This window comes from Niastella yeongjuensis (assembly GCF_900110245.1).
Lineage (GTDB): Bacteria > Bacteroidota > Bacteroidia > Chitinophagales > Chitinophagaceae > Niastella > Niastella yeongjuensis.
The window spans coordinates 203,876-228,599 of record NZ_FOCZ01000005.1; the positions used below are offsets into that span (position 1 = coordinate 203,876).

The 24,724-nt window shown below is 43.7% G+C and carries 19 protein-coding genes; 6 read left to right on the plus strand and 13 right to left on the minus strand.

What is annotated here, in order from left to right; translation table 11 throughout:
* Positions 1–29: 29 nt before the first annotated feature.
* From BMX95_RS14920 to BMX95_RS14940, 5 genes are all read right to left on the minus strand, one after another.
* A complete protein-coding gene (locus tag BMX95_RS14920; RefSeq protein ID WP_081203243.1) occupies positions 30–1,220 on the minus strand; it encodes a FecR family protein in 1,191 nt (396 codons plus the stop codon).
* A 194-nt stretch (positions 1,221–1,414) separates the two neighbouring features.
* Positions 1,415–2,014 (minus strand): RNA polymerase sigma-70 factor, encoded by a 600-nt coding sequence (locus BMX95_RS14925; RefSeq protein WP_081203244.1) that lies wholly within the window; start codon positions 2,012–2,014, stop codon positions 1,415–1,417.
* A gap of 385 nt (positions 2,015–2,399) precedes the next feature.
* Complete coding sequence (locus BMX95_RS14930) at positions 2,400–2,870, minus strand: DUF983 domain-containing protein (protein ID WP_081203245.1); 471 nt, start codon at positions 2,868–2,870, stop codon at positions 2,400–2,402.
* 3 nt (positions 2,871–2,873) lie between these two features.
* Positions 2,874–3,758: an AraC family transcriptional regulator gene (locus BMX95_RS14935; RefSeq protein WP_081203246.1), complete on the minus strand. Its 885-nt coding sequence runs from the start codon at positions 3,756–3,758 to the stop codon at positions 2,874–2,876.
* A 113-nt stretch (positions 3,759–3,871) separates the two neighbouring features.
* On the minus strand, positions 3,872–4,927 hold the full coding sequence (locus tag BMX95_RS14940) for a hypothetical protein (protein ID WP_081203247.1): 1,056 nt from the start codon (positions 4,925–4,927) through the stop codon (positions 3,872–3,874).
* A gap of 102 nt (positions 4,928–5,029) precedes the next feature.
* Here BMX95_RS14940 and BMX95_RS14945 point away from each other — a divergent pair, with 102 nt between their 5' ends.
* From BMX95_RS14945 to BMX95_RS14965, 5 genes are all read left to right on the plus strand, one after another.
* Positions 5,030–5,917 (plus strand): hypothetical protein, encoded by an 888-nt coding sequence (locus BMX95_RS14945; protein ID WP_081203248.1) that lies wholly within the window; start codon positions 5,030–5,032, stop codon positions 5,915–5,917.
* 187 nt (positions 5,918–6,104) lie between these two features.
* Positions 6,105–6,467 carry a helix-turn-helix domain-containing protein gene (locus BMX95_RS14950; RefSeq protein WP_081203249.1) on the plus strand — a complete coding sequence of 121 codons (363 nt, stop codon included), beginning with the start codon at positions 6,105–6,107 and terminating at the stop codon, positions 6,465–6,467.
* 187 nt (positions 6,468–6,654) lie between these two features.
* On the plus strand, positions 6,655–7,161 hold the full coding sequence (locus tag BMX95_RS14955) for a MauE/DoxX family redox-associated membrane protein (RefSeq protein WP_081203250.1): 507 nt from the start codon (positions 6,655–6,657) through the stop codon (positions 7,159–7,161).
* Between the two features lie 57 nt (positions 7,162–7,218).
* On the plus strand, positions 7,219–7,425 hold the full coding sequence (locus BMX95_RS14960) for a hypothetical protein (protein WP_081203251.1): 207 nt from the start codon (positions 7,219–7,221) through the stop codon (positions 7,423–7,425).
* A 53-nt stretch (positions 7,426–7,478) separates the two neighbouring features.
* Positions 7,479–8,516, plus strand: coding sequence for a hypothetical protein (locus tag BMX95_RS14965; protein WP_081203252.1), 1,038 nt, complete (start codon positions 7,479–7,481; stop codon positions 8,514–8,516).
* Here BMX95_RS14965 and BMX95_RS14970 read toward each other — a convergent pair.
* The 7 genes from BMX95_RS14970 to BMX95_RS15000 all read right to left on the minus strand — a co-directional run bounded on the left by BMX95_RS14970 (position 8,509) and on the right by BMX95_RS15000 (position 21,243).
* Positions 8,509–9,792 (minus strand): TlpA family protein disulfide reductase, encoded by a 1,284-nt coding sequence (locus BMX95_RS14970; protein WP_081203253.1) that lies wholly within the window; start codon positions 9,790–9,792, stop codon positions 8,509–8,511. The two genes, BMX95_RS14965 and BMX95_RS14970, sit on opposite strands and share 8 nt — an antisense overlap.
* A gap of 64 nt (positions 9,793–9,856) precedes the next feature.
* Positions 9,857–11,233 carry a RagB/SusD family nutrient uptake outer membrane protein gene (locus BMX95_RS14975; protein ID WP_081203254.1) on the minus strand — a complete coding sequence of 459 codons (1,377 nt, stop codon included), beginning with the start codon at positions 11,231–11,233 and terminating at the stop codon, positions 9,857–9,859.
* Positions 11,234–11,286: 53 nt separating this feature from the next.
* Positions 11,287–14,901: a SusC/RagA family TonB-linked outer membrane protein gene (locus BMX95_RS14980; protein ID WP_081203255.1), complete on the minus strand. Its 3,615-nt coding sequence runs from the start codon at positions 14,899–14,901 to the stop codon at positions 11,287–11,289.
* Between the two features lie 211 nt (positions 14,902–15,112).
* The gene (locus BMX95_RS14985; RefSeq protein WP_081203256.1) at positions 15,113–16,366 is read right to left on the minus strand and encodes a FecR family protein; all 1,254 of its coding nucleotides are present in this window, start codon (positions 16,364–16,366) and stop codon (positions 15,113–15,115) included.
* Between the two features lie 194 nt (positions 16,367–16,560).
* Positions 16,561–17,142, minus strand: coding sequence for an RNA polymerase sigma factor (locus tag BMX95_RS14990; protein ID WP_081203257.1), 582 nt, complete (start codon positions 17,140–17,142; stop codon positions 16,561–16,563).
* A gap of 315 nt (positions 17,143–17,457) precedes the next feature.
* Positions 17,458–19,887, minus strand: a complete 2,430-nt coding sequence (locus BMX95_RS14995) for a T9SS type B sorting domain-containing protein (RefSeq protein WP_081203258.1) — start codon at positions 19,885–19,887, stop codon at positions 17,458–17,460.
* Positions 19,888–20,178: 291 nt separating this feature from the next.
* Positions 20,179–21,243 (minus strand): hypothetical protein, encoded by a 1,065-nt coding sequence (locus tag BMX95_RS15000; RefSeq protein ID WP_081203259.1) that lies wholly within the window; start codon positions 21,241–21,243, stop codon positions 20,179–20,181.
* A gap of 351 nt (positions 21,244–21,594) precedes the next feature.
* Between BMX95_RS15000 and BMX95_RS15005 the strand changes: the two genes are divergently transcribed.
* Entirely contained in the window at positions 21,595–22,110 is a 516-nt protein-coding gene (locus BMX95_RS15005; RefSeq protein WP_081203260.1) for a Vir family protein, read from the plus strand.
* A 133-nt stretch (positions 22,111–22,243) separates the two neighbouring features.
* Here BMX95_RS15005 and BMX95_RS15010 read toward each other — a convergent pair whose 3' ends face one another.
* Positions 22,244–24,658, minus strand: a complete 2,415-nt coding sequence (locus BMX95_RS15010) for a glycoside hydrolase family 2 TIM barrel-domain containing protein (RefSeq protein ID WP_081203261.1) — start codon at positions 24,656–24,658, stop codon at positions 22,244–22,246.
* Between the last annotated feature and the right edge of the window lie 66 nt (positions 24,659–24,724).

The window sequence follows — 24,724 nt, forward strand, 5'->3', positions numbered from 1 at the left end:
TAAGGCAGTTGTTTAGCGCCTTACTTTTTTCATGGCAGTACTGTTATTTTTCGTCCTTCTATTTTACAGTGTACATTACTGAGTTCTAATATTTTGAATACTTCTGTTATGTTGCTGTTGCGGGGTATTTCCCCTTCAAATTTTTCTGCAGGTACTTTACCGGCATACACTATTTCCACATCGTACCACCGGGCTATTTCCCGCATTACAGTTTCCACGCTGGCTTCATTGAATACAAAGCGACCTTCCTTCCAGGCAACGGCCTCTTCCAGATCGGCATGCTCATCTACATACATTTGCCCATCCTTTCTTACCTGTGCCTGTTGACCCGGTTTCAAAAAAGCACGGACTTTGGGACTGATCATCGTTACCGCCCCTTCCAGTAAGGTGGTATTTATAGCAGCCTCATCATTATAGGCCTTTATATTGAAGTGTGTTCCAGACACTTCCACTCGATTCCCTTCATTGGCTGCCGGAGAAGGATTTATATACACTTTAAAAGGCATCTTCTTTCCTTCACCAGGCATTTTAACTTCAGCCACTTCAAAATAGGCTTCGCCTGTTAATTGTACTGCCCGTTCCTTTCCTGTGAAGCCGGCGGGAAAGCGCAAAGAGGATACCGCGTTCAACCATACTTTGGTGCCATCGGGCAAAACCACCTGATACTGGCCACCACGCGGGGTGCTGATCGTATTCCAGGCGATGACATCCTGATTGCCATTGTGCCGGGATTGATAGACCAGCTCACCATCCTGCTTTTTCAGCACGATGGCTTTTCCCTGCTGGCTGAGGGCACCATTGGCAGCACTGTCGAGCACGATCACTGAGCCGTCTCCCAAGGTTAATAGCGCTTTATTCCCGCCCGGCATCACTGGTTGGGTTTGGGGTTTAGGGGTCTGTACAATTTCGGGTACCGGATCTTTACGGGTCAATAAAAAATAACCAGCGGTGGCCATCAACATCATGGTGCCAGCCGCCACCCACCACGTGCGTTGCTTACGCCAGATGGGTATTACGCGTTCAGCAGTTGCTGAGGTAAGCACTTCCTGTACGTTGCTGTAAATCCTTTCGCCAACAATTTCCTCCTCCTCTTCAGTCAACGGATTGTATATGTTGTTACGCCGTTCGTTGTACCACCCTTCTACCCATTCTTTTTCTGCAGAAGAACAGGTACCCAGGCGATAGCGCTGTAACAGGTCGCTGAATTGGTTAGCATCCATAGAAATTCATTCAGGGTTTTAGGTTAAGGTTGAATTTAATTAGGCAGACAGGTTAGATAAGTACTAGTCGGAAAAAGGGAAAGGAGGTGGTAGAAGAAAATGAAGTTTTTTTTAAAAAATTATGAAGTTTGCAGGCTTCCCCCATTCCCCCCTCCAGTGAAGGGGAATGGAGATTTGATAACATTCTTTTTCAATTATTTATACACGAATGTGGCCATTATGAGCACAGCCAGGGAAGTATTGCCCAGGTTGGATTTAAGAATTTTCAAGGCCAGGTAGATCTGTTTTTTCACCGTTTCTTCTGAGATCTGCAAACGGTTGGCAATTTCCCGGTGGGTTAAATGCTCCTGCCGGCTCAGGCGGAACACCTCCCGCATTTTATCGGGCATTTTATCCATTACCTGGTCAATATTGGCAGCCAGTTCCCGGGCATATAATTCTTCTTCAATGGAAGGCATGGTTTGATTCGCTTCCAGGTAGGTAGTGAAATCCTCGAGATATCCGCCATGGATCATATTTTTCTCAATACGATCGATGCATTGATAGCGTACAGCGGTATGTAAATAAGCCCGGAGGGAAGTTATAGAAAGGGCCAGGCGGCGGTTCCATAAGGAAACAAACAGTTCCTGTACACAGTCTTCTGCTTCTTTTTGGGAACGAAGCACGTTCATGGCTTCGCGAAAAAGCGATTTCCAGTAACGTTCGTAAATGGCAGTAAAGGCAGCCTGATCGTTTTGCGAAAGCTGTTGCAACAGAACCTGGTCAGTATGTAGTTCGTGGTCAATATGCTGCATTCCCCCAATTGCCTTATAGCGTTGAAATTACAATAAAAATATATAACGCTTGTTAGCCTTATACAAAGTATTGCTAAACAGTGCTAAACGGGGGTTGTTTTTATTGTAAAACTTACACGTCTTAAAATCCGGGCAGAGCCCGATGGTTTTGCTTAAGGAACAACCATTTATTGGTAAAAGATCCTTTAATTTTTGAATGACCATCACTGTTAGTACGCAGGGTATATAACCGCTGGGGACAACTGGTGTTTGAAAGCCGCGGTATGGGCACCTATGTTTGGGTGGCAGAAGGGAAAGACCTGTTGGGAAATAGTATAAAAGAAAAAGGCAGCTTTTTATTGGTCCGTTAAAGCTGCCTTGTAACCAGTAAATGAAAACGCCCACATCACCAGTTCTTTTCCTGCTCCTCATTTATCCTTTCCAACCGCTGTGTGGGCGGGGTTCTCCAGTTAATATCGTATCGAACAAAAAACATCAACCAGCCGGTTCTTGCCAAACGCATTAAGTAAGGTTGTGCGACTATTAAAAAAACAGAATTAAAGGTGAGCCAGTAAAAGAACCGGTTATCCTGTAAAGAAAAACCAATCAATACCCACCAGGCTACAAAGGTGGCTACGCTTAACGCTATGGACGCAGCATAACTTACATAGCTGGACCCATAATAAAATCCTACTTCAATATTGAAAGGCTGACCGCAAACGGGGCACTCCTTGTTCATTTTCATAGTTGTTTTTAATGCGTAAGGGTTCTTGTTCTCGAACATGTCACCTCTTCTGCACCGGGGACATTTGCATTTAAACACAGTGAATACGCTGGGTTTTTTATCTGCTGTTTCTATATTAATGCTTGCTTCCATATATTAACTTTTTACGTGTTGTTTTCTAAATACTTCCGGGGTTTGGCCCTCATACTTTTTAAAGAACTTTGAAAAGTAGGAGTTGTCCATAAACTGCAGCTCTGTCGCTATTTGTGAAATGGAGAGCCGCGCATTCACCAGCAACCGTTTTGCCTCCAGCAATACCCTGTCCCTGATAAGTTCACCGGCTGAACGACCGGTAACGTCCTTACAAAGGGCATTCAGGTGATTGGGGGTTATGTATAACATGGCGGCATAGTCTTTCGTCAGCTTCTTTTCTTTATAATGCTGATCGATCAACTTTTGAAAGTTGCGTAATACAACGGTATTGTAATTGGTGGTTTGTTTGGTGGTATCCACACCTGTATGCCGGCTAACCAGGATAAATAATTGCACCAGCGCGGTTCTTGCCATATCATCCTTTAACGCGGCTGCAGCATTGCCTTCGTGCACGATCTCCTCAAACAGGTCCTGTAAAGCTGGCCATACAGATTCAGGCAACACGATCACTTGTTCCTGCACAATGCCGGAAAAGAAAGTGAATTGCTCCAGGTAGCGGGGGTTCGCTAAAAAATCACTGAGGTACTGTTCTGAAAAGTTTACGATAAAACCATCGGGCTGCCCTTCAAAATCCCAGCTGTGTACCTGGCCGGGGATCATAAAATAGAGCTGGCCGGGTTCAACCGGAAAATGAACGAAATCAATGGAATGACTGCCCCTGCCACCCGTGAAATAAACAAGCTGATAAAAAGAATGCTTATGCGGAAAACGCAGGTCTTTGTGTTCCTCCAGGTAATGGGGAAAGTGATCTGCCATGAAGTCTTTCGGCAAAAACCGCGACTCCTTTAAATTGTGTATACTATATATTGGCAGATGCTGCTGTGACATGGCCTTCAATTATAGCACAAAGCTAAAAAAGACCTACCACCAGCAAGGGTGATTTTTATGGGTTTTGTGGTACTTTTTACTGATTGAGTATTTTTCAGGCAGAGAACCCGGGTTTAAAACATCCCAAAAGCCACTACTGCTTCACCATTTGTCAATACTTTCTTTGCGCCGGTTGTTACATTGTACAAATTACAATTGAACTGGGCCTTGACAATCACATAATAATCGCCCGCAACATCTATGTATTCCGTATTGCTGAGGATCGTGAAAGCACTGTTCGTTTGGTCTTTTGAACCGGCATCGCTGTTCCAGATATTATCAGTACCGCTGGTACCCGCATTGCCACTGGGGTCTGTCCAGGAAATGGTTATCCCATCTGTGGCCGAAGCATCAGCTGTATAAAGATAGGTAGCGGGTTTAAAAAATGCCTTGAATTGGGCTGTAGTGGCACTCATATATTGGTGCATAATACCTTTAGTAATGCCGAATTCGGTTTTACCTGCTGGTAAAGGCGGATTGGCCCAGGTAATGCCGCCACCAAATACTACATCGTCAGAACCACCCATAGAGACACCGGGTTCATAATCAGTGGTGGTAGCAGTTATATTTACATTATAGTTTGTTCCATCGATAGTGGCCTTATAATAAAAACTGTTTGGCGTATTGCCACCAGTACCACCCCCGGTTCCGGCAGGCACTACCCCTACAGCAACCGCGCAATCTGCGCCGGTTCCAATTTTGAGGTGAAAACTGAAAATACCGCTGCGGGTAGGCTTCCCTACCCCCATCAGGGTAATTACCTGTAAACCTGTTGCCGTGAAGTTACCAGCACCTGCAAATGAAAATCCATTGGTAGCAGCTGTAGCATAGGTCCAGTCGCCGATTTTGGTAACATTTACGGTAACCGTTATCAGGGCATCCGCTCCCAACGTGGTACCTGCCTCAAATATACCCGTTACTGCCGCATCGGAACAACGGCTGCCAGCCGGTTCCAACGTAAATACAGCTGTTCCACCGGTAGTGTTGCCGCCACCACCGCCGCCAACGACACCGCCGGCACCCAGGGTGTCTTTAGACATTTCCTTTTGGCATCCAATATTTCCTAACAATAAAAGAAAAACGAGCAGGTGGATCAGGGAGAATTTCTGGCTATTAAACAGGCGGACCATATAAGCGTCAGTTTGGGGTTATTATTACTATAACAACAAAGATAGTAAATGGGCATGAGCAAACTACTATGATTTACCCCGTAGAAATATTATTTTGCGCCCATGAAAATACCCTTATTGATCCTGTTCCTGGCTGTTGGCAATTTTGTACAGGCACAGGACGCCCCTGATTTCCCCGATATGCGTAGCTGGATGCTTAATAACAACGACACGGCCGACCGCTACATTTTTGCCGATACTGCCCTGATCCGCATTTCCCCCGATACCAAACAAACACCCATAGATACCCTGTTTGCCGGCGATAATATAACTGTTACCGGCATAACAGCCAATGCCCTTACCATCCGTGGACTAAAAGGCCCCTGGCTGAAAATCAACTACACCAAAAACGGAGCTCCAAGGAATGGTTATATCTGGCAGGGCCTGATAAGCTGTATGCCGCTGCGCCGGGGTAATATTAAATTCGTGTATGGGATTGAACGCCGTGCTGATAGCATCAGTAAAGGTGATAAATTCAACATACGCCGGTTCCTGGTGCGGTTAAAAGTAGTACAGGATGGCAAGGTGCTTACCAGCCGGTCGTTGATCACCTATGATGATGAAAGCGCCAACTCAAGTTTTGGAAAGATCATGAGCGGCATGGGCCTTACCAATGTACAGAATATCATTGTGCTTGAATTTTCCGGAGAAGCCTGTGGCATACCTACCTACGATTATTACTTTGCATTTACAAAAAGCAATCAGTTGCTCCGCTTTCCTGATAAAGAAAGCATGAGTGATGCAGGTGCGTTCTATCACTCCGAAACCTTCACCTTTCCCAATGAAAAAAATGGCAAGCCAGATATGATCTGCTGGAATAGCGAGACAGAAGAAGCCACAGACAAAGTAGACAAAAATGGCGATGCCATTATGAAGGTTACTGAGAAGAAAAATGCGGCATATACCTGGGATGGTGTGAATGAAAAGATCACTGGCCCTGCAAATAAATAAAAAACAACGTACACTTTTTTTTAAAAGCCCCGATTGCATGATCGGGGCTTTTACATTTATCACTTTAATCAACAACTAACTATAACGCATAACGCTTTTAACTTTATATGCGCAATATTTAAATATTAACCGAACTGATAAAACAAGTTACATTTGTTTGAGTACACACATCAAAACAAACCTAACTATGAAATTATCAAACAACGACCTGCATAAAATTGCGCAGGTAAAAGTTATTCTGGAAAAAGAATATAAATGCGCTACCACCCAGGCTGAACTCGCCCGGCGCGTAAACACCAATGAAAGTAAACTGCGTAAAGGTTTTAAACTCGTAAACAACAAAACGATCAATGAATACCTCATTGGTTTGCGTATTGAAAAAGCAAAAGAGATGTTGGAAACAACCGATGAACCGGTAAAAGTAGTGGCTGTTAAAGTGGGCTACGATGTAAGCAACCTGGTAAAACAATTTAAAAAAACAACTGGTATGGCACCGATGGAATGGCGAAAAAAATTCTTAGGTAACAAACTCACCATCCTTTTCCTTTAGCCCACACAAAAGAAAAACCGGATTCGCCATGAATTTAACCGGATTCGCCAATCTTCAGGCATTAACTTGCAAGAGGTACTGGTAACAATACTCATTTTTCTTTCTCCTTTCACTGTTATAAACGGCATCTGTAAAACCTTCTTCGCAGGAAAGCACGTTACCCTTATAACCATTATAACATATTTAAATGAAAAAGGATCTGTTAAGTAGCAGCTACTTAACCAGGGAAGTTTTTTTGCAAAAACGGCTTGTAACTTCCTGGTTGAACAAAAGCCTGATCATAGAGCTCATTTGCTCGTTGTTGATCATTTTGTTTATTTATTCTTCGTTGAGTAAGCTATCGGCATACGACCGCTTTTCGGTTCAACTAAGTAAATCGCCGTTCATTACCTCGTACTACCAACTAGTGGCCTGGAGCATTCCAACCATTGAAATAGTGATCGCCGTATTATTAGCCTTTAAAAGAACGCGGCTTGTTGCGCTATACGCCTCCTTCTTTTTGATGAGTTTATTCACCGCCTACCTGGTGATCATGTTGAACTTCAGCTATTATATCCCTTGTTCCTGTGGCGGGGTGCTGGAGTATATGAGTTGGGAGCAACACATCGTATTCAATGCATTCTTCATTGTGATTGCCGGGGCAGGTGTTCTTCTAAAAGCAAACACCACCAAATCCAAAAATATTTACGCGTAAGTAAGGGGTTACCGAAAACCTGAAACAGAGTAGGTATAATAAATTAAAATGTTATTTATGAAAAAAATCAAATTATCACTGGCGGCTTTAACGCTGGTACTGGCTATTGCGGGTACAACTACTGTGAATGCTACTAAAGTGCAAACAGATATTCCCTCATGTAGTGAATTGGACCCTGGCACCTGTCTGGATCAGACTGAACCCGCCTGTTGCTGGGATGAGGGATTAGGCCGGGCCATCAATGACAGAGCAAAAACACATTAATCAGCAACTAACCACCGGTCCGTTGCCGGTGGTTAGTTCTCAACCCATTTTATATGCAAAACAAGCGGCCTGTAATAATCTTAACAACCCTTTTTCTTTCTTCATTTGCCATCATAGGATTACTTGCTTTTCTGTCGAGAAATATAATTGATAAAAAAAATGGGTTTACCCGCCGGTTACTTCCTGCTATTTTACAACCCCGCAACCGGCAAACATTCCCTTCCACGATCTACAGAATTTCCGGATCAAGGGCAGGCAAAGTATATTTACAAGGCAACAATCCCTATACGGTATATACTACCACTCTTTCTTTAGATTCATTAACCAGTATATCCCTCGATATACCACCTGAAAAAAGACTAAACTCAGGGACCCGCCATTTTCTTTATGGCCGGCATCTTTATATTTCCTGTAGAAGTTTGCCGGGGATTATAGACTATGACCTGGATGCTCAAAAAACAAGTAATCATATTCTTCCTTACTATTATACTAAGGAAGCCTGCATTTCAAACGATCAGTTTATTTTACGGGCAAACGACCGGAAAACAAAAGACCCCTTATTTGTAAGGATAAATCTGAACACCCCCACAGCAAGACAAGAAGATCATTTTAGTGAAAAAACGGGCACCTCTATTTTCCCCACGGATGGGATCTTATATTTCGACACCACCACACACCTGGCCTGCTATACGTATTTTTATCAGAATGGCTTTATATGTATGGACTCAAACCTCAATCTAATAGTAAAAGGAAAAACCATTGACACAATTACCAAAAGGGAAATAAAGATAGCGCGTGTAGGATCGTCATTAACCATGAAGCAACCACCTCAATTTGTGAATGATCTTGGCACCGTAGCGAACGGAAAGCTTTTTTTACAGTCGATGTTAAAAGCTGACAATGAGCTTCCGTTAGATTTTGCAGAGAATACCGTAATCGATGCTTATAGTGTTACTAACGGAAACTACATTGCCAGCTTTTACATCCCTCCCTATAAAGGGAACAAACCTTATCAATTTCATATTATTGGCAAGATGTTATATGCCATTTATGGTAAAACAGTAGTTGAATACAACCTTCCTGCTATTTAACAGGGTCCCCGATGATCAGCATTTTTATGGACCGATCCTGGTATTCAAGATGTAATCCATATTTCTTCAATGCCTCACTTAATGCATTGATGTCGTTCATTTGCGCGTCTAATGCAATGGTCACATTTTCAGTAATACCCGTTTCATCAAAAATTATTTTTTCCTGATTGTAATGATCAATCGTATCAAAAAATTTGGCAAAAGGAAGATTTATTACAGAACTTCCCTCAGCGTTATAGCTAACTTTTGGCCTGGCCGTTTTGTCGGCCTGAATATGAGTATTTTTATCCGCCGTAAGCACCAGGCATTTTTGGACCCTGTTCTCAAAAAACACATTGGCCCCAAACATTCTTTTCAGGTCATCCTGCATAATTTTTAAGATTTCATGCTGTTTCTCTTTAGACACCCGTAGTTCGTAACAAAAGGTATTATCCTTTCTCCATTCATTAAAATCAGCATTTGGGGGCATTTTAATTGTTTCCGGATGTGCAGATTCAATCACCCATCTGTTATAGGGCACTAATCCAGTGGAATCACCAAAGGCTATCCGATATAAAAGGCCAATTGTTACATTCGTTGCCTCCAGGTGTGTACCAACATTTTTTAGAAAATAAGGATAAGATGTGGTTTTGCCTTTTAAATATTTCGTAAGGGATGAATTAAAAAGTACATTATTACTGTCCATTTCATTGGCTACAGTAACAATATATCTTTTAAAGTCAATTGCGGAGAGCTTCTCCTTCTCCCTTAAATGAACCTCCTTCTTATTGATAAAGGCAGCAATGTTTTGTTCCGTAACCTGGGAGTAATCGGTAATTGCTTTTATATACCCCTGATCATCAATCCAAACGTGTGTACCCAATTCCTTTATTTGAAAATAATCGAATACTGCCTGTTTGATTGCACAGGGCAACACCAGTGGTTTGTTGGCCTTTTTTCGTGATTCATAAAACCTGCTGACTTTTTCAAGACTATTGGAAGCTATCAGCAACACCCGCACCGAATCTCCAAATCGAGTTTGAAAATTTTCCAGGTTGGGAATGTCGTACTTAAGACAGGACAAACAATGTGTCCCCCAAAAATCAATGATAACAGGCTTGCCCTTCCAGTCGGCCAGTGCCAGGGTCTCCTTTTTATAATTGATCAGCGTGTCAAATACAAAATTGGGGCTCAGTTGGTTTATTCGAAATGAATCAGTCTTATATATACTGACAGATTGGGCTTTAACAATGTTTACCAACAGCAGCAACCATATTATTGAATGTAGTTTTTGCATCGTATAAGGTTTACGTCATAGGTAATAAATTAAAACGGGTACGGACTATAAGCTCTGAATCAATCTAACGGTCGTTCTGCGGTATTCCTGACAAGTTAATTACATCAGGCGGTATGGGCAGTGCATATCTTGGGTCATTAGGGGGTAGTGTATATTTTTCACCATTCAATGTCCTGCTTAAGGTTATATTGGCTCCTTCACTGTTCAACCTTCTTAAATCGAGCCATCTTAAACCGCGGAACGGGGTTTCTTTTCTTCTTTCCCGTAAAATGATAGTCAGGGCCTCGCCTGCATCAGCCGCAGTAAAGGGAACAAACGTGCCGGTTCTCCAGCGCGCAATCATCAACTTATTCAGATCGCTCAGGGCAGCCGCCACGTTGCCAGCCCGGGCATAACATTCAGCCCGGGTAAGGTATACCTCATCGGTGGCAATACCACCAAATGCTTTATTTACGGAACTGGCTGTACCGCCTGTATAGGTGCCAACAAAATTTATCTGGCCCGAGGTACCTGTTTTATAAAACATGGTCTTTCGCAGGTCATTGTTATCATAACTCTTGTACAGGACCGAATCAACAATACAGTTAACCCCCAGCCCACCCTGCAGATCATCGTTTATGGTAGCCTGAAAAATAACCTCTCTGTTGAGCCCGGGAACGGGATAATTAGCTGTTGATGATAATGTATTATAGTTCAATATCGAATCAACTTTTTTTAAACAGGAATCTGCATACAGCAATGCATTGGGGTAATCCTGCATCACCAGGTAAAGCCTCGACAACAAGGCGTAAGCAGCGGGTTTCGATGGCCGTACCTTATACACCGGTACATCCGGCAGGTAATTCAATGAACCCTGCAGGTCTCTCAGGATCTGCTGGTACGTCTCCTGTAAACCGGCCCGTACGGATGTTTCGGCAATAGCTGTAGTTAACCGCAAGGGAATGCCTGCATAATCAGCAGCAATTGAACTATATGGCCGGGTATAGATCTGCGATACATAAAATAACGCCTCTCCTCTAAAATAAAGGGCGCTCCCTTTTACATTATTCCATTCCGTTGTTCCCTTCCTGTTTAATTCATACTCTTCAAGGCCTTCCAACGCTATATTTGAGTAAAACACGTTCCGGTAAGGATTATTCCAGTTGGCATTATCGGTAGGACTGTTGTTATAGATATCTGCAGCCCACACATACGCATTTTTATCATATGGACTCCATGATTGCCAGTTAGTATAAGGAGTATAATAATTATCAGCGCTGACTTCTCCTAATGACGGCCGGCTGTCATTAATAAGGGACGAATTGTCTAATAAAGCCTGAAAATCCTCTACTGAATTTGGTACGTCCAGCGATTTATTGGATTTGATCTCAATCCAGCCTTTTTTACACGACACGATCATCATACTCACCAATACAAACAACAATAATTTATAATTAAGCATGTTATAATTTTTATTGATTGAACAGGAACAGGTCAATCTGTTTTTTTCAATTATTAAAAATCGAATCGGACTCCCAATGTCACACTACGGGGCTGTGGCAATACTCTTGTATCCGTAAAGGGAACGGCGTCCGGATCTATGCCATATTTATTGGCACGCCATAAAATACCGAGATTAGTCATATTGCAGTAGAGATGCGCCCGTTGAAAGGGCAGCCGGTGGATCTTCTCTTTTTCAAGATCATAATTTATTACAATATCCTGCAACCTAACATGATCTGCCTTTTGTACCAGGATGTCTGAATTTGCATAAAATCTATATTCTCTGTTACCCTGGCTGGTAGGAAGTGTAGCGGGAACAGACGGCACATTCGTAAATGCTTCATCTCCTGCCTTTTGCCATCTGTTTACAAAATCCTTGTTACCAGCCCAGGCAATCAAAAACTGTCCGTAGTCAACAGAAGGCCTTCTGAAATAGTGCCCTAGTTTATATGTGATATTTACAGACACAGAAAAGCTGTTCCAGTAAAAATCATTTCTAAAAGCCCCTACCATAGTTGGGTTTACCGGACCGTTATACACCAGATTGGCTGGGGTAGCCTTTCCTAATGCAGTATTATAATCTACTTTTTCCCCGTCAACGTACCCCATTGGGTCACCGTTAGTTGGATCAAGTCCGCCCCAGGGATAACTGTAGATGCTTAATACCGGACGACCGACTAATGGCGACAAAACAATACCTGACATATCACCACTACCGCCCAGTATTTGTGCACGGGCATTAAATACTTTTGTATAATTTGTTACTTTATCCGTGGCATAGCTGAATAAAAAGGCGGGGTTCCAACCAAATCGATTACCCAATCCCACCTTGCCATTTAACTGAACATCAACACCCTGCCCTTTCATATTCGATACATTCCCTTTGAAAACGGTGATGCCGGTAGTAGGATCCATGGCCACATCACCGAAGAGATCATCACCCTTCTTGGAAAAATATTCAATAGTACCCGACAACACACTTTTCTTTAACGTAAACAACACTCCTACATTCGTCATATTTACTGTTTCCCACCGCAAAGCAGGATTGGGTGGATTAAAAACGGTAGCGTTGGTGGCCTTGGTTACCCCATCAGTGCCATACTGCACCGTTGTATAAGCAGTAAGATCTTTATTGATATTTCCATTAACGCCATAAGTTGCTCTCAGCGCCAGTTGATCGAACAGATTGCTTTTAAAGAACCCTTCGCGTGACACATTCCATTTAACACCCGTTGACCATAAAGGCAACAACCGGTTATTTGATTTTACGCCAAAATAATTGGTATTATCAAAACGGCCACTGGCTGAAAACACATACTTGTCATTATATGTATAAGAACCATTGGCATAATAGGAAAGAAATCTATCTGTTATATCGGTTATCGTACCTGGAGGAGGGAGACTTGCTAACGTACCCTGTGGATTCGTTGGAAACCGGGTTACCAGATCAACCGGTTTACTAACCGCCGTTTCATCATTGTACCCATAAAAACGAGTGGGGGTACTGATGGTATGCAGTTCCTTTACTTCAAAACCACCAATAGCGCTTACCTTATGTCGTTGCCAGGTATGGTTAAAGTTTGCCTGCGCACGCCCCGTATGGCCTTCCAGTTCGGAGTTGGTTTGATCCAGGATATCGCCTACCTTAACGGGGTATTTTAACGGATCGGTGGCACCACTGGGATTATAATAAAGATTGATCAGATTCCGCGTGAAATAAGTTGCCAGGCTTTGCAGGTTATTCTGTTTCTTCAATTGCTTTTCATACTGGTATTTCACTTCAAGATTAAAACTGGGTGAAAATGTTTTCCGGATCTCCAGGCTTGCCCGGTTATAGCTCTGTTGCGTTACATTGTGTGCCATATTGAGCTCATCCAATGGCCGGTATTGCCAGTCTAAAAACCCCTGGCTTTCCTTTAATGCTTTGTAGGTATCGCGGAATCCATAGTTAACCGGAAGCGCATGCCCGTTCTCATCTGCCAGTTGCTCATAAGGATAAAACTTCCTCCCGGCTGCTGAAGTGAAAACATCATTAATACCAGGGTTATTGTTCACCAGCTTGGTGTTTGTATACATCAATCCGGTATTCAAATCAACATTCTTAAACGGGGTAAAACTATTGGTAGCATTGACCGAAAACCGGTCGAAACTGTTTCCTACATAGCTGCTTTTATCTTTATCATAGCTTAATGTTACAAAGTATTTCGATTTGTCGCCACCACCCGATAAAGACAGGGCATTCTGCACGATCACCTCGTTCCTTAAAAAATATTTCTCAAACTGAGCTAATGCATCATTTTGTTTCCAGGCTTCTATTTGCTGATCGGCTTCAGCAGCGGAGATCAGTCCATCCCGCTTCTTTATCAACAATTCCACCACGGGGGTCAAAGGCGATTTGCTTAAGGAGCTTTCCTGACCGGCATACCACCCCCTTGAGAAAAAATCCTTTTCCGCATCAATAAAATCTGCGGAGGACATTAAAGGGAAATAATGCATATTGGGTTTTTCACCGATAGTAACATTGGTATTAAAGTTAACCTGTGGGGCCTTGTTAGCACTTCCTTTTTTAGAAGTGATCACAATAACGCCGTTGGCAGACCGCACGCCATAAATAGAAGCGGCAGCCGCATCGCGCAAGATGGTTATGGATTCAATGCTATTGGGATTGATATTGGAAATGTCTCCATCATAAGGAAAATTGTCCAAAACTATCAATGGTTGTGCAAAGCCAAAGATGGTGCTTCTGCCCCGGATAGTTAAAGTAGGCTGACTTGATGTACTGTTGCGGTTAAACGCCACCCCACTCGCCACTCCCTCCAACCGGCCCACTACATCTAATGATGTACTGCGGTTCAACAATTTATTATCTATCTGAACAAAAGAACCGGTAGCTCTTTCCTTTGGGATCTGTTGATAACCGGTAGATACTGATACAGACACACTGGCCATTTCACTTACTTCCAGCGTTAACTGTACAGACAGATTCGTTCTTCCATCCACTTTTATAGTTTGCGTTTCAAACCCCAGATAAGAGATCTCCAACACGGCCTGTTCCCCCACTCCCTTCAGATCAAAAACGCCATCGGCATTGGTAATACCGCCAATGGAAGATCCCTTTACTTTTACATTGGCGCCGGCGAGCGGCTCGCCTTTGTGATTTAATACCCGCCCTTTTACATCTACCGGCGGTGCTATTATATTCTTATCATCTGGTTTCTTATTGTCACCAGCCTCCCTGTTCTTTGAGATCACGATCGTTTTATTCTGGATCATGTATCTGAGCGGCTGGCCTTTCAGCGCCTGGGTCAACGCCTCTTCCAATGGAGCATTTTTTACATGTATACTCACTTTTGAAGCGTCTTTGACCACATCGGCCGGGTACAGGAACAAATAGCCCGTTTGCTGTTTTATGACGGTAAATACTTTTTCAAGCAATATGTTATCGCCTGAATATGTAACGGTTTGGGACACGCCCGTTGCGTTTACATTCAACAATACAATGGTTAACAGGATGGCAGTTAGTTTCATAATTCGTAAGAATTGTTTGCTTACGAGCGATTTTAAATGGTTAATGGGCTGACCGGTGCTACAAGCAATAAAAACCGGCAGGTAATTGCGAAATTGCATACCTTAGGTGTTGAAAGGTTGAATAATAGGATTCTAATCGGTTTTGTTATTGACCTTTTTCAGCCGGTGTGTTTCGTGGACATACCGGCTTTCTTTTATGGTCATACATGATTAAGAATTCATAGGTGTTTTTAATTTTAAGATGGCTAAGCGGGTTTTTCAAAAATGTTTTTTATTGAGCAATGTGCATAGGGGGAAAATAGAAATGAGGTTATTTAGATTGCTTAGTGTTCTTTTGGGAATTATCGGGTGATGCTGCCGGCACAATCAATTTTCTACCTTCAATTCTAAAATGCAGACCGGTCATAAATTCAAGGTTCTCAGCTACCTGGGGCAGCGTTAAACTCCGTTGCATGTCACCGCTTATTTTGTCGGAAGGTTTGGTGCCTTCATATATTACTTCAATATCGTACCACTTGATCAATTGACGCATCACCACGTCGATATCGGCATTCTCAAAGCTGAATACGCCGTTCTTCCAGGCAACAACTGCATTTACATTGACCTTATTTATTACCTGGGGAACACCATTGCCCACCTGTGATTGCTGACCAGGTGTAAGCAGGGTTTGATAATCGTTGTGTTTGATTTGTACGGAACCTTCGAGCAGCGTGGTTTTTATTACTGCTTCCTCATCGTAGGCGTTGATATTGAAATGGGTTCCTAAAACCTGTACATCTATTGGTCCTTTTTCACCGGAGACATGAACTATAAATGGCTTATTCTGATTGTGGGCTACTTCAAAATATACTTCACCGCTTATTTCAACCTTTCTTTCATTGCCGGTAAATGTAACCGGGTATTTGATGGAAGCGCCGGCATTTAACCATGCCTTTGTTCCATCGGCCAGTACGATGTCATAAGTTTGGGCATAGGCAGTAGTAAGCGTATTATATAAAACTTCCGGTGCTGTTGTTTTGACCTGGTATTGCAACGTACCGTTGTTATTCAAAACAACCGCTCCGCCCTGTTGGGCCAACTGCCCGGCTTTGGTACTATCAAGCAGTATGTTGCTGCCATCGGACAAAGTAAGAGCGGCCATTCGTTGAGCAGGCCCAATGATCTTTCCCGCTATCGTTTTTACTTCCTCTTTAACTTTGATGGTCTTATCATGATTGAAATACCGCCATAAAAAAATAGCAGCAGTCAGTATAACCAATACTGCTGCTGCTGAGGTTGCTACATCCCGAAATATCTTTCTCGTCGGCCTTCTTTGTATATCTACCTGCTTTCCATAATTCCGATTTAATTCTGCCTCAATAATGGCCCTCCCGCCATCTACATCAATAACATGTATCTCCTTCAACTTTTGAAGCTGGTAATCCCCATTTTTGAATTTCTCCACCAGTTCCCTGTTCCCTTCATCGGCTATAAACTCGTCGTACATTGTGCGTTCCGTTGAAGTAAGGGCTTCACCGATAACTACTTTAATGATTATTTCGTTGATGATGCTATTGTCCTTCATTACACAATGATTTATCAGGGTTATCAAAGCTCCGGGCTATATAAATACGGATGAGTGGAAACTTTGTACCAGTGCCTTTGTTAATTTTTGTACTTTTTTTGTGCAGTTCTGTACTTCCTGGAGGGTAGATATTAAAATCAGCGCAGTAACAAATTTCAAATCAGGGAATTAAAGAAGACCGTACGTGCTTACCATTAGGCAGCCATCATAAACAGAAAAGTGATGAAGATCAGGATCATGACCTGTTCAACCCCCAGGGTTAACCTAAGTGTTTTCATGGCAGCAGCGTTGGTATTACGGATCGTATTTTCTGACAGATTCAACATTTGCGCCACTTCCGTTCTGCTGAACCCATCCAGGTAAGTGAGCTTGAACACCTGTTGCATTCTGTCGGGCAACTGGTTAATGCGTTCGTACAGGATCTGCACCAGCTCAGCTTCCTGGTATTTCTTCTCTATAATGTTTTCGCTTATGTGTTCTTCTTTAACCAGCCGGTTCTCCATTTTCGCTTTCAACTTATCACGGCGTAAATAATCGATGCAGGCATTTTTTATAACGGTGTAGAAGTACACCTGCAGGTGAGACATATTGGAAAAATGATTATTCTGAGACCAAAGTTTGATAAACGATTCAGTCACAATATCCCGGGCTTCTTCAGTATTGGCAATAAGGCTGTTGGCAAACAGAAATAATTTGCGATAAAGTTTATTATACACCTCATTGAATGCATCAGAATCCTTAGCCAGGAATTTCTGCATAATTAGTTCATCTGTCATATTGTACTCTTTGGGGTGGTCAAAGGAACGTAGATAAAACAGAGAAATTCAGTTAGTAATGGCACCAAGTTATACATACGGCACCTTATAAGCAAAAAAAAATTAATTGCATTTGCAATCAATTTTTAATTCTCGGTTAATGATAGCGTTATCGTTATGTCAAATTATGCATGTGTCAAAAAAAAGATACATAAACCGTATTAGCAACACAACTTCCACAGCGGTTTATGTCATTTAGTGCGGTTTTTATGCAGAAACAAAAACTTGATAATTTATTGTAATAATTGCGGGGTACAGCATTTTTAATGCACAGGATTAGCGTACCAGTACAAAACTTCCCCGTTTCACAATCACCTTGCCGGTATAATCGATTGCCTGCACCATGTATACAAAATTCTGGGACGACTGCTCGGAACCACCCAGGTTTCCATCCCAGCCCTTGTTTACTTCACTGGTGCTGAACACCAGTTGTCCCCAGCGATTGTATACCCTGAAGTAGATCAATTGTTTAACGCCTGCCAGTATGGGGCGGATCACATCGTTACGCCCATCGTGGTTTGGCGTAAAGCCTGATGGCATAAAGATGGAAGCTTCGGTTTTAAATATTTTTACAGTGATCGTATCAGACCCGGTGCAGCCGATAGCCGTTTCCGCTGTTACCACATAGGTGATCGCCGCCGGTGCACCTTCATTGTACAAACCAACCGGATTAGGAATATTGGAAGTATTCAAACCAGCTGGCGGCTCCCAGGTCCAGCGATTGGCATTAGGATCATTTACCGTAGCATTGAATTGCAGGGGCTGGTTAATCACCACAGCCGTGTCATTACCTGCACTTACAATAATTGGGTTGGTAACATCTATATGAAAAGTATCTTTTAACGCGTTGGGGCAACCGGCATTGGTAACCGACAATACCACATTGGAAGTTGCTTTTGGACTTGCAGTGGTGCTTAAGCTGTATGGCAGTGAAGGCACTACCCCACTACCACCGGGCGATAAAGGCACATTGATACTCCAGGCATAATTGGTTCCGGTTGTAATTGTAGCGTTCAATACAGCCGATTTACCATAACAGATAGAACTGTTTACAGGATCTATAGTGGCCGCCGGCGCCGGCACATTGTAAAAGCGAATGGTTGCCACATCGCTTGTATCTGGCGGACAAACCCCACTTTTCACTATCGCCCGATAATACATCGTTTGAGAAACGGGCCCCGACTGGTAAGTAGGATTTTGATACGCTGGTGAAAAGCTACCCCAGCCGATGTTATTCAAAGAAGATTGCCAGTTCAATACTGCCCCGATATTGTTTATCAATGACAATAATGGCTGGGTTGTTTCATTCAAACACACATTGGTAAGGTCAGGGCTTATTTTACCGCCATCCGATTTGGGATCTACCGTTATAAAGGCCGCGGTACTTGTATCGATGGTACAGGCTGGCCCGTTTTGTACCAATGCCGCATAGCGGGCCGATGCAGTCAGATTCTGTGCGGAATACTTGTCATTGGCGACCGCTATTTCATTCCAGGTAATGCCATCGGTTGAAGATATCCATTTCAACACGCCGCCCACCTTATCTACCGCGGATAACGGAACGTTATTGATACCGGAACAAATGGTGGTGTCGCTCATTATTCTGCCGGCCACGGTAGGCGGCTTGGTAGTAATATCGATCGTATCGCGCAGATCGGCACAGCCGTTTACTTCATGACTGGTTACTTTGCCGCCGTTGGCGCCCACGGTTACATTGATAATATTGGAATTGGCCCCTGAGTTGATCGTCCATCCAGTGGGAACCGTCCAGTCATAGGTAGCGCCTGCCAGTGCCGGCACTGAATATTCAACTGTAGTATTGGTACAGGCTATTTGTTTTCCGCTTATCTCCAAACCGGCACAGGTATTACGCAGTGCCACATAAGCGTAGGCAAAGTGAGCACCGGGCCTGCAATTATCTGATTCAAAAGTAAGGTTAACCTGCTGGCCCCGGTAAGGCGACAGATCAAAGGTAACTTCGGTCCAGCCCTTCGTCCAAACATCATACAGCAGGGTGCCATTGGTATTGTTGCCCGAAAAGTTCATGAACGGAACAGGGCTGTTGCTAAACCCATTGGCCTTGGCTCCTGCAGAATCGAGCGTAGCGCCGGTGCCAGACCCGCCATTTCCACCTGCCGCATTATTGAAAGTGGGCAGATAATATCCGGGCGAGGCGCAGGTTATAATGCTATCGTGTGTAGTTAAAGTTGCTTTAAACAGGGGTTGTTCGTTTGAATTATGCGTCCCGTTTTCCAGCACCATGGCGTAGGCATAGGTCATGGTATAGGGATCTGTTGTAGAGCCGGGCGGCACATTGATAATATAAGTAATAGCGCGGGTAAAACCTCCGGGATTACGACCGGTTTGCCCCAGGGTACGTGAGGTGGCCGTTGAGCCCAGCATGATGGAATAATTGTAAGCATACCCGTTAATAGTAGGAATGGTGGAAAAAAAGCCAAACGGATCAGTGCCCGGCGATGTGATCACCTGTACGCCTGTATTACCGATAGAATATTCAGGGATCGTGGTAAGACCGACATTAGGCGCCGGATAACTTTGAGTGGGCCCGCCCATCAACCCGGTTGTGGCTGACCAAAAAGAAAGGTCGCCCGTTCCAAAATTGATGTTAGTTGGACAGGTCTGCAGCTGGGAAAAACCAGATGCCGCTATAAGGACCGCAGCAAAACTGAGTAAATATTTTTTCATCCAAAGTTTTAATAGGGGCCACAAAAAAGTCTTGTATTCTATTTTGTACGATAATTATCCTGAACTGGTTGGTCTTCTTAATTAAATAATGCTGTCACAGGATTTGGGGGCGAACCGCCCGTGGACCAAAAAACCGGGTTTTGAAGGGTTTAATTAGAGTACTTAAATATACACCTTAATACACAAAGTGCCATATTATGTATCGACCGGCGAAGGGAAAGTAACGATGAAATAAAAAACCCTCCCGACTAGCCGGGAGGGTTCATATTTTAAAAACCTGTTGGTTTTATTTTACTGATACTGTATGTACACCGGTTGTGGTTTTTCTGCCAGCACTTCCTGTGGTGTTAACATGTGGCTGTTCTGTTTGCGGATATCATTCTTATAAAACAGTTTGAAACCGGCAAACTGAACAGGTTCTCTCCAAACATATGCTTTGTAGCTATCGTGTTTCAGCGAAGGTTCGCCCCAGCCGTCCATATCCATTACGATCTGCACATTGGGGTTTGTTTTGATGTTTTTGTAATTGGTTACCATGTTCTGGGTAAAGCGGTGCACCACCAGGATCTTGGGGGGCAGGTTATTGGCTTTGGCCAGGTTAGCCAGGTAATCACTTACAAAGTTTACGTCAGCTGCATCCATGGTGCCAATCACAGAACCGGGTCTTTTGCCTGTTTTCATAGAAAACTCAGGATCGATACCGAGGTGAACGTGCGGCAATTTCAGGTATTGCTCCAACAGGGGAATTTCAGCCTGTACGTTGCTGAAACCTACCTGCACATCCAGGAAAACCAGGGCATTGATGCGCGCGGCCATTCCCAGAATGGAATCAATTTGTTTAAACGGCATACGCAACCGGTATTTGCCATCTCTGCCGGGAGCACCCTGGGCAGTTACAGCGATATAGTGAAGGGCGGGCTGAACCGGCATAGCAGGATCGGCTGCTTCCCATTTTTTCACTTCAGCACCCAGTTTTTGCAGCATTTCATCTGGTGGATATTCACCCAGTACACCCATATTCTTTGAATACAGGTTACCATAATAAGCTACAATTCTTTTATAAGGCAAAACAGCACCCGGGTTGGGATAAGCTGTTTTAACGGGCCACTTGCCAGAGGAATCACCGTTGGCCAGGTGCGTGTTATTACGATCGAAAAGCGCAGTGTCGAGCGTTAAAGCAGGTTTGGTTACATCAGCAACTGCAGGTTTTTCTTCTGCTTTGGGTTTTGCTGTTGAATCGGCTGTTTGGGCGCTACCGGTATTGGCCTCCCCACTGGAACAGGCATTCATAATAAACGGCAGACAGGCTGCTACAACCAGGCGACTAGGGCGCGTGAACCAGGTTATTGATTTCATTGAGTGTGTTACGATTTTGTGCGTTTTGTCAAGGGAAAATTGCGGGCGAAATTAAGTTAAAACACGTGATGAAAACAAGCTGTTCAAAAGTTTCACCGTGCTTTTTACACTACAATAACTAATAACTCTTAGTAACGCCGGCCATTACCTTTTAGTGTTTTTATAGGGGCGAACCAAATTCTAACGATTCCCTAATCACCCGGCTGAAAAATTTAGCAGGGCTGCAATCTGTTGAATTCCAGTACATATAAAAGAAAGTCAAAACTGATATGCATACCCTCAAAAAACCTTTTTTGGCATAGCTATTGCAGAATCCGGGAAACTTGTGTAGTTTTAATAAAACCCATTCGTATGATGAAAACGAAAACTGGATTGTTAACAGTCCTTCTTGCCGCCGTAGCCGCCGTACCTGCCCTGGCCCAAAATACTACAGCAAAGTATGTTAGTAATAAAACTACAGCCACTCAGGCGCCGGCTCAGCCAATGATCAATTTTGTTAACCAAAAGCCCACCATCGACTCAATGGTATCTGGTATTGATGCAAATAGTTATTTGGATCATGCTTCTTTCCGTGGGAAAGCCCGTGAAGGCAAATACTGGGTTGAGTTGTTCTACAGCAAGGCTAACAAAGAGATCATGAAAGCCAACTTCGTGTTTACCACCGATTCGTTGAACTTTAGCCGTTGCTATTATTTCAAAAATAATAGCGTGACTAAGATCTTCGACAACAACACTACTAATTTTTACCAGGTTGGTAACGTGGTATTAACTGAACAAGGCACTGTTGCGCCTTCCACAACGTCTAAGAAATTCAGCGAGTTAATTGCTGATACCTTCCAGTCGTTACAAGCTGGCTGTTTCCAATAGTAAATAGCCAATCTTTCCGTTTTAGCAACACTGTTATTGATTTAAGAAGATATTCGCTGCTTTTGCCCGAACTCCCAAGCATATGGTACATGCTTGAAGTTCGGGTAAAGTATTTTTAGGGGGTAAGTGATCACTACTTACCCATAATATCGATGGCTGCTGCAGCCAACCCTGCCGACTGCGCCTGCAGTTTTATTATTCCCGGCTTTCCATTCGACTGCACTACCGCCAAACACAATCCGTTGAATGCGGCATGTTCGCTGCCTTTAAATGACTCCAGGCTGGTTTGACAGCCATTATCAACGCCAGCAATAAAACCAGGACCAGTTATTTTGAATTGAATTTTATTGGCTGCATCGGGCACCAGGTTGCCCTCTTTATCCACCACTTTTACCGTAACAAACGACAGGTCTTTTCCATCGCCTTTTATCGCATTTCTATCGGCCTGTAAAATTATTTTCGCTGGCTCCCCGGCAGTTATGATCACCTGGGTGGCCACTACTTTTCCATTCTTTCTCGAAACGGCTTCTACCTTGCCCGCTTCAAATGGCACACGCCACATTACATGCAGGTCATCGCCGGCTTTCTTTTTTATGCCCTGCGATTTGCCATTGACAAACAGCTCCACTTCATCAGCATGGTTATAATAAGCCCACATATCAACCAGTTGCCCGGGTTTCCAGTTCCAGTGCGGGAACACATGCAATACGTCTTTGGTAGTGAACAGGCTTTGGTACAAATAATAAACATCTTTCGGAAAACCGGCCAGGTCAACTATACCAAAGTAGGAACTGCGGGCCGGCCAGGGATAAGGGGTCGGTTCGCCTATATAATCAAAACCCGTCCATACAAACATCCCGCCGATGCTTTCATACTTTAAAAACGTTTTCAGCGTAGCCATATGGGTAGCACCCCAGGGCGTGTAACAGTTTTCATAGGCAGAACAGGTAAGGTCGGTATTGGCGTTTTTTACAGGCTGGTCCCACCGCTGCGGCCACATGCGCATACTGTCTGAAGGCATATCATAATGACCTCTTGTTTGTATAGCCGATACCGATTCAGTTACGATAAATGGTTTGTGTCCCCATGTTTGCTGTACGGCATCCGGGGTCCAGCTTTCATGATGGTAGTTATAACCAATCAATTCATTAATGCCTGATTTTAACAGCTGATTATTATTGTCAATATGATTATTGGCGGTAACGGTTGGCCGGTCGTCGAGGCCCCGGATGATCCGTTGCATTTCGCGCAGATAAGCCACCCCGGAAGTATCGCCCTCTTTCGCATGTTGCTCCGGAATTTCATTACCCACACTCCAGATAAATACCGAAGGGTGATTGCGGTCGCGCAATACCTGGTCTTTCAGGTCCTGCTTGTACCACTCGTCAAAGTCTTTGCTGTAATCGAATTGCGTTTTCGACCGCTTCCACATATCGAAGGCTTCGTCCATAACAATAAAACCCATTTTATCGCACAGATCGAGCAACTCAGGCGCGGGCGGGTTATGCGAGGTACGAATACCATTCACTCCCATGCCTTTCAAAATTTGTAATTGCCGTTCCAATGCGCGGGTATTTACAGCCGTGCCCAAACAACCCAGGTCGTGGTGATTGCACACGCCTACAATTTTCACCTGTTTGCCATTGAGGAAAAATCCTTTGTCTCCATCGAATTTATAGCTGCGAATGCCAAAGGTGGTTGTATACTCATCTGTCACCTTGCCTTTGCTCATCACTTTGGTAACAGCTTTATAGAGGTAGGGATTTTCAAGGCTCCACAGCACGGGTGCTGCTATGCTGAATGTTTGCGGCAGGGTTTGTAAAGAACCTATGTGCAGGCCTTTTTGTGTTTGTGTACCAACAGGGGCACCTGCAGCATTGACAATGGTGGTGGTAACATCACAATATTCACCCGTGCCGGTTAATGAAGTGGTAACAGTAACTTTTGCAGAGGAAGTTGAAACGGATGGCGTAGTAACATAGGAACCCCAGTTCTCAATATGGGTAGTACCGGTTTTCACCAGCCATACATTGCGATAAATACCGCTGCCGCTGTACCAGCGACTGTTGGGTTGCTGGCTGTTATCCACTTTTACGGCAATCACATTCCTGCCGCCGTAATTCAAAAACTGGGAAAGCTCATAACGGAAAGAAATATACCCGTTCGGCCGCATGCCCAGCGAATGACCGTTGATAAACACTTCGCTATTGCGGTATACGCCATCAAAATCTATATAAATGATCCTGCCTTTATCGGTGGCCGGTACCGTAAATGTTTTGCGATACCAACCCAGTCCGCCCCGTAAGGCACCGCCACCATTATTGGTAGGGCTTGTTGAGTCGAATGGCAGCTCTATGCTCCAGTCGTGCGGAACGTTCAGTTTGCGCCAGGCCGCATCTTCAAAATCAAGATCTTTGGCATGGGCTACTTCGCCCAAATGGAAGGTCCAGTTGTTGTCGAAATCTTCCCGCACCCTGGCGGATTGTGCATACCCGGAACATTGGAAAAGGATACTGATAATAAACAGTGAATATCGAATAAGCTGCATGGTATTAATTTTCGGCAGCTAAAATACATATCCCTTACCAATATCCCGGTATGCAAATGTTTATAG